Source organism: Poseidonibacter ostreae, assembly GCF_009208075.1.
Classification (GTDB): Bacteria; Campylobacterota; Campylobacteria; order Campylobacterales; family Arcobacteraceae; genus Poseidonibacter; species Poseidonibacter ostreae.
This window is the reverse complement of record NZ_WFKJ01000003.1, coordinates 58510-71121: the sequence shown is the minus strand read 5'-3', so window position 1 is coordinate 71121 and position 12612 is coordinate 58510. Positions and strand designations below refer to the sequence as shown.

Here is a 12612-nt window from a genome sequence, read left to right as displayed (position 1 = left end):
TTAATGCTAACTTTATTTTGAACGGGAATATTATCTAAAGTTAGTTTAAACTTTCTTTAAGACAATTATTTTTATCTATAATCTGCTGCAGTTGCAATACAATCAATCATAATCATTGCACCAATTGGCAATCCATTAGTTGAAATTGTACTTCTTGCTGGCTTGTGTTCCCCGAATGCTTCGGCAAATAAAACATTTACAACACCAAAATCATCAATATTTTCTAAATATACAGATACTTTTATAACTTGTTCCATTCCACTTTCTGCATCTTCTAATAATGTTCTTAAGTTTGATAATACTTGTCTAGTTTGAATTTTTATGTCTTTTTCAACCATTGTACCATCAAGAGTTATTGGAACTTGTGCCGATGTGTAAACTAAACCATTAACTTTAACCGCAGGAGAATAAGGACCAATTGCTGCTGGTAAATTATCACTTTGTATTAATTTCATATTTTTTCCTTAATGTATTGTATAAAACTTTTTTTGTATTCTACAAAAAATAATCTAGAATAAAAATTAAACATTTATATTAATTTTCAATTATAAATTATAACTGACTAACTTTCCTTGCTTTAGCTGCCTTAAGGCATCTTGTATTTTTCTAAGTTTTAAACTTTTTTCTTTTAATGAAAGTTTTTCATCAAATTTTGTTAATGTTAATTTATTTGTATAAAACTTATAAAGTAATGTAAGAAGTTCTTGGTTTAACCTATCATCATCATAATTTTCTAATTTTTCATTTAGCGTAATAGAATTTAATGAAATATTTGAGATATCACTTAAAAGTAATTCAAACTCATTTTTATGAGCTTCAAACATTGAGGCATCAACTATATCTAAAACAGAATCTAATCTTGAAGGTTTTTCTAAAATTGATTTTATAATACATAATTCTGCAATATCAATTTTAGAAAGATTAGAATCAACTGGTCTTTGAGTTATATTACTATTAGTTTGAACTAGATTTTCTCTAATATTTAATTTTTGAGCAATATATCTTTTATACTCATCTTGATAAATTACGCCTAAGGATTTAAGATAATCATTTGCTTCAAGTAAGGCTTTTTGTTTTTGTGCAGGATTATTAATTTCATATTTTTCAATAATATAATCAATAACATATGGAATAAAAGCTTGTGGATTTGAAAATATTTTATTTAATTCTTCAACTTTCCCTTCTTTTACCATATCAGCAGGATCTACTCCCTCGCCAAAAATCACAACCCCACCTTCAAACTCACCTTGGCTTAACATAACTGAAGCTTTATATGCAGCTGCTAATCCTGCTTTATCTCCATCATAAGCTAAAATTATTTTAGGTTCACCTCTTCTTATTAGTGGTAAGTGATCTTTTGTAAGAGCAGTTCCAAGAGTTGCAACTGCAGTATTAAAACCTGCTTGATGAAGCATAATTACATCTAAGTAACCTTCACAAACTATTAATTGATTCTTTTTATAAATGTGCTCTTTTGCTAAGTGATATCCATAAAGCAGTTTTGATTTATTAAAAACTTTTGTTTGTGGAGAGTTTACATACTTTGCATTATGTCCTGTGATTGTTCGCCCACCAAAACCAACCATTTTTCCATTTATACCATATATAGGGAAAGTAATTCTTTCAATAAATCTTGAATATAAACCATTCGTACCTGTATCAATTACACCTAAATCAATTGCATCTGTTAAGTTATAATGATTTGATTTTAAATAATTAATAGTATCACCAGATACTGGAGCATAACCTATTTCAAATTTTTCAATTGAAAACTCAGAGATAGCTCGTGAATTTATATATTTTTTTGCAGTATTATTATTGACAAATAGTTTTTGATAATACTTATTTATATCTTCTAATATTTTTATATCTTGTTTTTTTGTATTTACATTGTCATACTCTAAATTTACATTATTCATTGAAGCTAATTTTTCAATAGCTTCTGGATATGAAAGTTTTTCATACTCCATCATAAACTTAATAGCATCACCACCAACACCACATCCAAAACAGTGATATATTTGTTTTGCAGGACTTACTACAAAAGATGGTGTTGATTCTCCATGAAAAGGACAACAAGCTTTAAAGTTTGCGCCAGATTTCTTAACTTCCAAAAATTGAGAAATTACATCAACAATATCAAGATTATTTTTTAAGTTTTCAATTGACTCTTTTTTTATCATTTGCGATTATAGCACTTTATTTTTTTATATGTACTTTTATGATAAAGTACTTGTCTATTTAAGATATAAAACAAGGCATAAAGTGGATAATATAGTTTTAGAATATAGAGACCCATTGTTCGGTGTAATAATACTAGTTGCACTTGTATTTATAATTTCATTTCTTGCATACTCTTATGGAATTTATAGAGAAAGAATTGCACGAAAAGATTATAGAAAACTATCACGTAGATTTGAATTAGGAAAACTAAAAGAAGATGACTACGTACACTTATATAAAACATATAATTTACCCTTTGATTCAATACTATTATTAGCCTCTTCTTTTTTACATAAAGGGGATTATAATAAGGCAATAAATGTATATTTAACACTACTTGAACATGTAAATGAAAGAGTGAAAAAAGAAGAACTTTTACAACTACTTGGAACTACATACTTTAAAGGTGGTTTTTTACAAAGATCAAAAGATGTATTTTTAAGAATCCTTAAATTTTCTCCAAGAAATAAAGAAGCCTTAACACATCTACTTATACTTCATGAAAAATTAAAAGATTTTAAAAAAGCAAAGGAAATAACTTCTTGCTTAGAAGAATTAAATAAAAATGTAGCAAAAGATCAAACATATTTAGATGCGCTAATAATTTTATACGACCCAATATATTCGTATGAAAAAAGAACAAAACTTTTACATGAAATTTATAAAAAAGACAAAAACATTCAAAGACTATTTGTGCAATTTTTACTACAGTTTAATAAAGAGTATTTTTGGAATCATGTCGAAGAGTTTGATGCTAAATCTTTTATTGATTTAATGTGGTATTTAAATTTTGATGATATAGATTTTCAAAAAGTTTCTAAAAATGAATTTTTAGTTGAACTATACAATGCCAAGGGTTACTTAGATGATTTAGAGCATAGTAAAGATTTCATTTTTAATATTTTAATATTACTTCACAAATATTCAAAAGAAGTAACTGCTACTTTAGATTTTGAGTTTATTTGTACATCGTGTAAACACTCACATCCAATTTATGAAAATAGATGTCCTCATTGCCATAATATTTTGACTTTTAATGTAAATCATACATTAAGTAAATCTTTAGACCAAGCTACTCAATCACTTCAATAATAAAATAAAAGAAAGATGTGATATAATCTTGACTTTATTAATAATAAAACAATAAAAAATTTAAGGAATATAGGAAAATGAGCGATTATTCAAAGTTAGAAAAGTGTTTGGGTTATCAGTTTAACGATAAAAATCTGATAATCGAAGCACTTACACATAAAAGTTTTAAAAAACCATATAATAATGAAAGATTAGAATTTTTAGGAGATGCAGTTTTAAACTTGATTGTTGGAGAGTTTTTATTTTTAAAATTTCCAAAATCTAATGAGGGTGAGTTATCAAAGATTAGAGCATCTTTAGTAAATGAGACTGGCTTTACAAGACTTGCAAATGATATTAAATTAGGTGAATATATTTTTATATCAAGTGCAGAAGAGAGAAATAAAGGTAGAACAAAAGCTTCAATTCTTTCAGATGCATTTGAAGCAATTATGGGTGCTATTTATTTAGAATCTGGATTAAGTGCTTTAAAACCAATTGTATTAAAACTACTAGATGAATCTTATGACAAAATTAATTTGGATGTTTTATTTTCAGATTATAAAACAGCTTTACAAGAAATAACACAAGCAAGATTTGGTTCAATTCCAGAATATAAAATTGAAGCTTCTTTTGGTCCAGATCATAAAAAAGAGTTTGAAGTATCAATTTGGATTGATGAGCAAACTTATGGAAAAGCAAAAGGTAAAAGTAAAAAACTAGCACAACAAGCAGTTGCAAAAATAGCAATTGATATTTTAAAAGGAAGTGAATAATGAATACCTTTGGACATAGATTTAGGTTCACAACTTTTGGAGAAAGCCATGGGAAAGCACTTGGTTGTGTTGTTGATGGAGTTCCTGCTGGTATTAAAATAGATGAAGAGTTTATTCAAAGTGAAATGGATAGAAGAAAACCAGGTCAAAATAAATATGCAACTTCTAGAAAAGAAGGTGATAAAGTAGAGATTCTTTCAGGTGTATTTGAAGGAATTACAACTGGTACTTCAATTTCAATGATAATTTTTAATGAAAACCAAAAAAGTAAAGATTATACAAATGTAAAAGATTTATTTAGACCAGGTCATGCAGATTTTACATACTTTAACAAATATGGTACTAGAGATTATAGAGGTGGTGGAAGAAGTAGTGCTAGAGAAACAGCTGCTAGAGTTGCTGCTGGTGCAATAGCAAAACTAATGCTTAAAGAACTTGATATTAAAGTTCAAAGTGGAATTTGTGCAATTGATGGAGTGGAAGCTAATGAGTATGACTTTTCTTCAGTAAATGATTCTGAAATATTCGCATTAGATAAAAATGTTGAGCAGAAACAAAAAGATGCAATTCTTGCAGCAAAAAATAAGCATAACTCGGTTGGTGGAGTTGCACTTATAAATGTAAAAAATGCACCTATTGGTTTAGGTGAGCCACTTTATTTTAAATTAGATTCACAAATTGCAAATGCAATGATGAGTATAAATGCTGTTAAAGCTGTTGAAATTGGAGATGGAACACTTTCTTCAAAAGTAAAAGGTTATGATAATAATGACCAAATTAGAAAAGATGGCTTTAAAACAAACCATAGTGGAGGAATTCTAGGTGGAATTTCAAATGGCGATGATATAAATATAAAAGTATATTTTAAATCAACGCCATCTATATTTATTAAACAAGAAACAGTTGATATTAATAATAATGAAGTAGATTGTGAGCTAAAAGGTAGACATGATCCTTGTGTAGCTGTTCGAGGTTCAGTTGTTGCTGAATCAATGATGGCTTTAGTATTAGCAGATATGGCACTTCTAAATATGTCATCAAAAATTGAAAATGTTAAGAAAGTATATTCTAAATAAAGATTAGTTTAAACTTTCTTTATATATAATCAAATTCTTAAAGCAACTCTTTGGTCAAGGGTTGCTTTTTTTATGTCTAAAGACTTGTATTTAAACTTTTAAAGCTCCCTTTTTAATTCTTCTAATCTTGCAATTCTATCTTCTGTAGTTGGATGAGTTCTAAATAAACCTCCAAAAGTTGATTTAAGACCTGAAAATGGATTGATTATAAACATATGTGCAGTTTGCTCTGTTGCATTATGTATTTGATGTCCATTTCTTGCATAATTTTCTAACTTTGATAAAGCACTTTGTAATCCCTCTGCATTTCCTGTCATTCTTGCAGCTCCCTCATCAGCCATAAACTCTCTACTACGACTTACAGTCATTTGTATAATTGAAGCAGCAAGAGGCAATAGTATAGCCATTAAAATCATCATAATAGGATTTGAGTTTTGTCTATTACTTCCAAATATCGCACCAAACTGCATCATATTTGCAATCATTGCAATAGCACCTGCAAAAACAGCAGCAATAGTTCCTACTAAAATGTCATAATGCTTTACATGAGATAATTCATGAGCAATAACACCTTCTAATTCTTTTTCATTTAACATTTCATATAAACCAATAGTTACTGCAACTGCAGCATTTTCATGATTTCTTCCTGTAGCAAATGCATTTGGTGTATGATCTGGAATTAAATATACTTTTGGCATAGGAAGCCCTGCTTTTTTAACTAATCTTTGTGTAATTTGATAAACAGGATGTCTAGTATCTTCTAAAGGTGTAGCATCATAGTGTTTTAACACTTGTGTATCTGAATAATAGTAAGCATAAAAATTCATTCCACCAGCTAATAAAAATGCAATAAGCATTCCAGTAGGTCCTCCAAAAGAGTAACCTATAAAAACAAATAGTACAGTTAGTGATGTTAATAAAAATATTGTTTTTGCTTGTTCCATAATATTCCTTTTATAATTTTAGCAATTATAATAAAGAAAAGTTAATAAATATTAAACTAGATTCTATTTAATATTGACTCTTCTTTATATAATACTTTTGCACTTGGAGTTTGCTTTGAAGTACTTTCTAAATGCACATCTTGATCATCAAAGAAAATATCAGCACCAAAAGCTTTTACCACTTCATATTTATCAACACCACCTAAGAAAAAAGCTTCATCTAATCGTACATTCCAATCAGATAAAGTTCTAATAACTCTTTCATGTGCTGGAGAGTTTCTAGCTGTTATAAGTGCTGTTCTAATTGGTGTTTTTTCTTGTGGATATTTTGCTTGAATATTTGAGATAACTCTTAATAATTGAGCAAAAGGGCCATCTTTCATTGCATTTGAAACATTCATTTTTTCATGTTCTAAAAATGCTTCTAAACCTTGAGTTTTATAAATAACCTCAGACTCTTCAGAAAATAAAACAGCATCACCATCAAAAGCAATTTTTACTTGTTCTGAAAAATCATTATCTAAATTTTCATAAGGTAAAATCCTAGCAGATGCAATTCCTTCATTTATAGCATTTTGAACATCTTCTTCATTTGCTGATAAAAACAAATCAACTTTAAAAGGTTTTAAATATTTTGCAATATCATTTCCACCTGTCCAAGCTGAACGTTGAATATCTAAATTATATTTTTCAATTGATTTTGTAATTCGTAAAGAAGTTGCAGAATTATTTCTAGACATGATTATTACTTCAACTTGTTTATCTTCTGGAAAATCTTCATTTATTTTTAATAAATTATTTACAAGTCTAAATCCAGTTCCTTGTGCAATTTGTTTATCTTCATTTTCTATTTGATATTTATAATAGTCATCTAAACCTTTTTCTTCAAATATTTTATTTTCATCTTCTAAATTAAATAATGCTCTAGAAGAGATTGCAATAACTAATTTTTTGTTTAAATCATATCCCACTTTTATTAACCTTAATTTTTTTTCTATTATACAAATATTAAACTATAAAATATATATTTTATATAAAATATGTAGAAGAAAGAAATTAATCTAATGTTATTAATTATTATGTTATTCGACATATTTATTATTTATATTTTATAAAGCCCTTAAAAAAAATATAAAAAACATTATTTGTAAATAATAAAATAATAATCGTATTTATCAAGAAAAACTTGTAAAAATTACACACTAGTATTGATTATTTACAATAGTCATTAAATTTTATTATATAAAAAGGATATTTCTTTTAAAATCATAATTACTAATTATAAAGAGTTAAAATATGAAAAAGTTATATATTGTAAGACATACACACAAAGCATTAGAAAAACCTGGTCAAGATGATTATGATAGAGAGTTAAGCCAAGAAGGTTTAGAAGAAGCTAAATTAATAGCGCAAAAACTCAGCAATACTTCTATTAAAACAGATTTAATTGTTTCAAGTCCAGCGGTTCGAACAAGACAAACAGCAGAAATTTTTGCAGATATATTAGAGTATGATAAATCAATTATGTATAATGAAGTTTTATATCTAGCTTTTGTAAATGAACTTCTAGAAACAATTTCTTACACATTTGATACAGTTGATACAATGATTTTAATTGGTCATAATCCATCTTTAACAGCCTTAGCTATTACGCTTATTGACTTTAAAGAGAAGTTTGAAATTGGCGGAGTAATGGAAATTGAGTTTGATTGTAATTCATGGATTGATATAAGTAAAGAGAATGCTAAATTAGTTTCATATATTTTACCTGATAAATAAAAGTAGCTAATATACAATCTACTTTTATTTATACTATTTTATTTACGTAGTCTTACTTTCCTAAACAGAACTCACCAAACATTACATCTAACATTTGATCATTATCATATGGTCTTGTAATATTTGAAATATTTTCTAAAGCCTCAGTTATATGATGAGCAAAAAATTCTAATTCACCACTATCTAAAGGCATAATAGATTGTTCTATATGAGATAAAGTATCTTCTACTGAAATTACTTGTCTTTTAGAGATTAAAGTCATTTCATCACTATGAGTATTTGAATCTAAAATTGTTTCAATCTCTTTAACAAGAGGATTTATATCTTCTTTAGTTGATAATTGAATAAACTCATTTAAAAGTGATTTATCGAACATACTTTCTAAATCAGATTTATTTATTACTTTTATAATCTGCTTATTTTCATTTTGATTTAATAATTCAAGTATCTTTTCATCTTCACTATCGCAAACTTTACTATTATCAAATAATGCAATTACAATATCTGCTTCACTTATTGCTTCAATAGATTTTTCAATACCTATTTGCTCAATAACATCAGATGCATTTCTAATACCAGCAGTATCAACTATTTTAATTATATGCGTTCCAATTTTAACAGATTCTTCAATTGTATCTCTAGTAGTTCCTGCAATATCTGAAATAATCGCTCTATCATAATTTAAAAGTTTGTTAAGTAATGATGATTTTCCAACATTTGGTTTTCCAATGATTGCCACTTTAAAGCCCTCAATCATTCCCTCACGTCTTTTACTTGCATCTAAAGTATTAGATAATTTAACAATAATCTTATCCATTTTAGATTTTATTTGTTCAAAAATATCAGTGGGTAAATCATCTTCTGCATAATCAATTGAAACTTCTGTATAAGCTAGCATAAATAGTAAATCTTCTCTAATATCGTTTACAAAAGAAGTTAGCTCACCTTTTAATTGTCTTGCTAATAATTTAACAGCATCTTCACTTCTAGCTTCAATAATTTTTGAAATTGCTTCTGCTTTTGATAAATCTATTTTATTGTTTAAAAAAGCTCTTTTTGAAAATTCACCAGGATTTGCTAATCTAGCACCTCTTTTTAAAGCTTCATTTACTATCATATTAGCAATAGCAACTCCACCATGACATTGAAATTCAACTACATCTTCACCTGTGAAAGAAAATGGTGCTTTAAAATATAAAACTAAAGCTTCATCAATTAATTCATCTTCAATACTATATAAAGAACTTAAAGTAGCAAGTCTTGGTTGAAATTGTGTTTTTTTTGAGATTTTAGAAGCTATATCAAGAGCTGAAGCTCCTGATAATCTAACTATAGAGATTGATCCAATACCATTTGCTGTTGCAATGGCTACAATTGTACTATCATCAAACAATTTATTGTTCTTTACTTTTATACTCGTTTACAAGTACGTATTTGTCGCCTCTTACATTTGTTTTTACAGCAACATATTTATTTGGGAACTCTTCTCTTAATTTTTTTAAAGCAATATGAACTAAAATACCATCTAAAGGTTTAGTTTTAAAAGTACCTTTTTCTTTTATTACTTCAATAACTGGCTCTAAATATGCATAGATTGAAGCTTCTTGATTTTTTAAAAACTCAGCAACTTCTAATCTTAACATTAATCCATACTTTTCATTAATCCAGTTAAATAAGATATATGATAAAGCTTTATATCTATATCCCTCTTTACCAATTAATAAAGCACAGTCATCTCCTGTGAACTCTACATATAATGTTTCATCATCATAAAAATCAATTTTAATATTATCGATTTTATAACAAGTATCTTTAAATAATAAATCCATAGAAGTTCTAACTTCATTAATGATTTCTTCTTTATTCTTTTTTACAACAAGTGTTGATATATCTGATTGAGATTCATCTTCATTGTAAAAGTTATCAAAAATTTTATTTTTTGAATTATCTTTTGGAACTTCATTCAGTACTGGCTCTTCTTTAGCTTCAAAATTTTTCTTAGCTAATTCATCACTTTTATTTGAGTCATCTATTCTTTTTGAGACATCATCAATTTGTACATCTTTTTTTCTAAATGTTTGTGTTGCAGATTCTTTTTCATACTTTTTACAGTTATCTTTAAAACAAACTTCAATTATTGCAGTCTTTTTCCCAAAGCCAAGAAATCCTTTACTTGGCTGTTGGATTACATCAATTTCTAACTCAGTGATTGAACACTTAAAGTCAGCAGCTGCTAATTCATAAACTTCTTCTAAACATTTAGCTTCAAATTTTTTCATAGTAAATTCCTATTGTTTTTCGGCTCTTTTTCTTTCAAAAATTTTATTAATATAATATTGTTGTGAAATTGTAAATACGTTATTTACGAACCAATATAATGTAAGTCCTGCTGGGAACCATAAGAAGAAGAATGTGAAAATAACAGGTAACATTTGGAATATTTTCTTTTGCATTTCATCTTGCATTGTATTTGGCGTAATTTTTTGTTGTAAGAACATTGACGCACCCATTAAAATAGGTAAAACAAAGTATGGATCCATTTCAGCTAAATCATGTACCCACCAAATCCACTCAGCACCTTTTAACTCAATTGAGTTAAGTAATACTCTATAGATTGCAAAGAATACTGGAATTTGTAAAATTAATGGTAAACAACCACCCATTGGGTTAGCACCATGTTTTTTATATAATTCCATCATATGCATAGATTGTTTTTGCTTGTCATCTTTATATTTAGCTTGAATATCTTTCATTTTTGGTGCTAAATCTTTTAATTTTTGCATTGATACCATACCTTTGTATGATAAAGGATAAAGTACTAATTTAATTAAAATAGTTAAAGCAACAATTGTCCAACCCCAGTTTCCTATATAACTTTGTAAGAACTGTAAAAGTAAGAACATTGGTTTTGCAATAAATGTAAACCAACCATAATCAATAACATGAGTTAATTCTTTATTAAGTGCAGCCAAATCTTTAAAGTTTTTTGGCCCTGCGTATCCTGAGAATGTAATATTATCTTTTGCATGAATAAATGCTTGTGCATTTGCTTCTGCATCTGGCATTAATGATATTGCTAAAGTTTTTTCAAAATTGTAAATAACAGTTGCATAATATCTATCAAAGTTTGAAATAAATTTTATTCCATTTAAATTTTCAATTTTATCTAAATCACCATCTTCAATTGTTTGTAAAGTACCATCTGCTAATTGAGCCATTAATCCATGTACAGCATACATATCAGCTAAAACATTTGGTCTAAATCCATTAGTAATAAAGAAATTCTTATTATTTGTAGATGTAACATTTAAATCATAATGACCATCTGGGTAAATAGTAAACTTTTTAGTTAATACAGTTTCACCTAAGTTTTGAGTAATAATTAATTCTTGTTTTGAAGAGCTTGCATTTAATGTAGCCGCACTTGAACTTGCTGCAACTTTAAAAGCTTTTTCATTTACATTTTTATCTTCAAATCTAACTTCTAAAGGTCTTAATTGATTAGCTTCAAAAAGTTTTATTTTATTTCCATCTTCATCTTTGTACTTAGCTTCAAGTAGAGTAATTTGTGCAATTCTACCAAGATTATCTATTTCAATAATATTTCTAGCTGTTGTAATAACAGAGATTATTTCTGATGATGCAATTGCTTTTGATGATAAAGCTTCAACAGATTTTGACATATCAATTGGATTACCAGATACATCAGTCGCCACCATATTTGCTTCAGGTGTTGCTTTTTGTGTAGTAGTTTGCTCTTGTTTAGCTTGAGCAGCTTTTGCTTCTTGCTGTGGTTTTAATACTAAAAACTCATAAGCTATGAAAAATACAAAAACGACTACTGTCATTATTAACATTCGTTTTTGCATACCATTATTTTGATTCATATTATTCCTTCTCCTGTTTCCATTCCCGATTTTTAACTACAAAATACTTACCATTTTCTACTGGAATATACCAATATTTTATTTTGATTTTCTCAAAATTAATATTTTGTAATTTTTTTAACTTTATAACTGGATAATCTATTCCACCAGCAAAAAGTTGATTACATTTTAATACGCGTGATATTGTAAAATAAATCGCCTTAAAAAATGTATTATTATCTAGTTGCCACAAGGCATATTGCGAACAAGTTGGATAATATCTACACGATCCGTATGAAATAACACTTAAATACCTTTGATAAAATTTAACTAAGTATTTAAAAATTGTTTTCATCGTAATAATTCTAGTCGTTTAAGTGCGAAATCAAAATCTTTTTTTAGCTGCAAGAAGCTTTTTTCATGTATATTATTTTTAACAACAAAAATATATTTACCTGATTTTATTTGATTTTCGTAAGTAGCAAATAAAGCTCTCATTCTTCGTCTTGCTTTATTTCTTAGTACTGCATTGCCAACTTTTTTAGAAGTAACAAATCCAGCTTTTAATGTGTCATTAGAACCAAAAAAAGCGATAAAAGATGACGTATGCCATCTTTTATCGCTTTTATATAGTTTGTTAAAATCTTTAGAACTATTAAGTCGATGTCGCTTATTTAAACAGCTAATCTTTTTCTACCTTTAGCTCTTCTTGCTTTAATAACTTTTCTACCGTTTTTAGTAGCCATTCTGATTCTGAAACCATGCGTTCTCTTTCTTGGAGTGTTATGCGGTTGGTATGTTCTTTTCATGATTGTTATTCCTCTGTATTCACTAATTAAGTTGGGGATTATAGTTAAACAAAGCTTAAATGTTCTTT

The 12612-nt window shown here is 27.4% G+C and carries 14 protein-coding genes; 4 read left to right on the top strand and 10 right to left on the bottom strand.

Features of this window, described 5'->3' with window-relative positions:
* Window positions 1-71: 71 nt before the first annotated feature.
* A complete protein-coding gene (locus GBG18_RS01820; RefSeq protein WP_152187844.1) occupies window positions 72-455 on the bottom strand; it encodes a Rid family detoxifying hydrolase in 384 nt (127 codons plus the stop codon).
* Between the two features lie 90 nt (window positions 456-545).
* The gene (gene dnaG, locus GBG18_RS01815; RefSeq protein ID WP_152187842.1) at window positions 546-2183 is read right to left on the bottom strand and encodes a DNA primase; all 1638 of its coding nucleotides are present in this window, start codon (window positions 2181-2183) and stop codon (window positions 546-548) included.
* An 82-nt stretch (window positions 2184-2265) separates the two neighbouring features.
* Between dnaG and GBG18_RS01810 the strand changes: the two genes are divergently transcribed.
* From GBG18_RS01810 to aroC, 3 genes are all read left to right on the top strand, one after another.
* Window positions 2266-3315, top strand: a complete 1050-nt coding sequence (locus GBG18_RS01810; protein ID WP_152187840.1) for a tetratricopeptide repeat protein — start codon at window positions 2266-2268, stop codon at window positions 3313-3315.
* A gap of 77 nt (window positions 3316-3392) precedes the next feature.
* Window positions 3393-4070, top strand: a complete 678-nt coding sequence (gene rnc / locus GBG18_RS01805) for a ribonuclease III (RefSeq protein ID WP_152187838.1) — start codon at window positions 3393-3395, stop codon at window positions 4068-4070.
* Window positions 4070-5146, top strand: coding sequence for a chorismate synthase (gene aroC / locus GBG18_RS01800; RefSeq protein ID WP_152187836.1), 1077 nt, complete (start codon window positions 4070-4072; stop codon window positions 5144-5146). Before rnc ends, aroC begins: the two co-directional genes overlap by 1 nt.
* Window positions 5147-5244: 98 nt before the next feature.
* Here aroC and htpX read toward each other — a convergent pair whose 3' ends face one another.
* Together htpX and GBG18_RS01790 are read right to left on the bottom strand one after the other, a co-directional pair.
* Entirely contained in the window at window positions 5245-6090 is an 846-nt protein-coding gene (gene htpX, locus GBG18_RS01795) for a zinc metalloprotease HtpX (RefSeq protein WP_152187834.1), read from the bottom strand.
* Between the two features lie 56 nt (window positions 6091-6146).
* Complete coding sequence (locus GBG18_RS01790; protein WP_152187832.1) at window positions 6147-7061, bottom strand: 5'-nucleotidase; 915 nt, start codon at window positions 7059-7061, stop codon at window positions 6147-6149.
* A 325-nt stretch (window positions 7062-7386) separates the two neighbouring features.
* Here GBG18_RS01790 and GBG18_RS01785 point away from each other — a divergent pair, with 325 nt between their 5' ends.
* The gene (locus tag GBG18_RS01785; protein WP_152187830.1) at window positions 7387-7869 is read left to right on the top strand and encodes a SixA phosphatase family protein; all 483 of its coding nucleotides are present in this window, start codon (window positions 7387-7389) and stop codon (window positions 7867-7869) included.
* Between the two features lie 52 nt (window positions 7870-7921).
* Here GBG18_RS01785 and mnmE read toward each other — a convergent pair whose 3' ends face one another.
* Genes mnmE through rpmH form a run of 6 tightly spaced genes read right to left on the bottom strand, consistent with a single transcriptional unit; the run spans window position 7922 to window position 12544 of the window.
* Window positions 7922-9262: a tRNA uridine-5-carboxymethylaminomethyl(34) synthesis GTPase MnmE gene (mnmE, locus tag GBG18_RS01780; RefSeq protein ID WP_152187828.1), complete on the bottom strand. Its 1341-nt coding sequence runs from the start codon at window positions 9260-9262 to the stop codon at window positions 7922-7924.
* 1 nt (window position 9263) lies between these two features.
* Window positions 9264-10148, bottom strand: a complete 885-nt coding sequence (locus tag GBG18_RS01775; protein ID WP_152187827.1) for a Jag N-terminal domain-containing protein — start codon at window positions 10146-10148, stop codon at window positions 9264-9266.
* 9 nt (window positions 10149-10157) lie between these two features.
* Window positions 10158-11756, bottom strand: coding sequence for a membrane protein insertase YidC (yidC, locus tag GBG18_RS01770; protein ID WP_152187825.1), 1599 nt, complete (start codon window positions 11754-11756; stop codon window positions 10158-10160).
* 1 nt (window position 11757) lies between these two features.
* Complete coding sequence (gene yidD / locus GBG18_RS01765) at window positions 11758-12090, bottom strand: membrane protein insertion efficiency factor YidD (protein WP_152187823.1); 333 nt, start codon at window positions 12088-12090, stop codon at window positions 11758-11760.
* On the bottom strand, window positions 12087-12422 hold the full coding sequence (rnpA, locus tag GBG18_RS15715; protein ID WP_152187960.1) for a ribonuclease P protein component: 336 nt from the start codon (window positions 12420-12422) through the stop codon (window positions 12087-12089). The genes yidD and rnpA overlap by 4 nt, the downstream gene beginning before the upstream one ends.
* A complete protein-coding gene (gene rpmH / locus GBG18_RS01755) occupies window positions 12410-12544 on the bottom strand; it encodes a 50S ribosomal protein L34 (RefSeq protein ID WP_076087857.1) in 135 nt (44 codons plus the stop codon). Before rpmH ends, rnpA begins: the two co-directional genes overlap by 13 nt.
* Window positions 12545-12612 lie beyond the last annotated feature (68 nt).

Coding starts and splice junctions, on each gene's coding strand:
- aroC (WP_152187836.1), top strand. CDS start 4,070: ATGAATACCTTTGGACATAGATTTAGGTTCACAACTTTTGGAGAAAGC.
- GBG18_RS01820 (WP_152187844.1), bottom strand. CDS start 455: ATGAAATTAATACAAAGTGATAATTTACCAGCAGCAATTGGTCCTTAT.
- yidD (WP_152187823.1), bottom strand. CDS start 12,090: ATGAAAACAATTTTTAAATACTTAGTTAAATTTTATCAAAGGTATTTA.
- rnc (WP_152187838.1), top strand. CDS start 3,393: ATGAGCGATTATTCAAAGTTAGAAAAGTGTTTGGGTTATCAGTTTAAC.
- rpmH (WP_076087857.1), bottom strand. CDS start 12,544: ATGAAAAGAACATACCAACCGCATAACACTCCAAGAAAGAGAACGCAT.
- GBG18_RS01785 (WP_152187830.1), top strand. CDS start 7,387: ATGAAAAAGTTATATATTGTAAGACATACACACAAAGCATTAGAAAAA.
- GBG18_RS01775 (WP_152187827.1), bottom strand. CDS start 10,148: ATGAAAAAATTTGAAGCTAAATGTTTAGAAGAAGTTTATGAATTAGCA.
- htpX (WP_152187834.1), bottom strand. CDS start 6,090: ATGGAACAAGCAAAAACAATATTTTTATTAACATCACTAACTGTACTA.
- yidC (WP_152187825.1), bottom strand. CDS start 11,756: ATGAATCAAAATAATGGTATGCAAAAACGAATGTTAATAATGACAGTA.
- dnaG (WP_152187842.1), bottom strand. CDS start 2,183: ATGATAAAAAAAGAGTCAATTGAAAACTTAAAAAATAATCTTGATATT.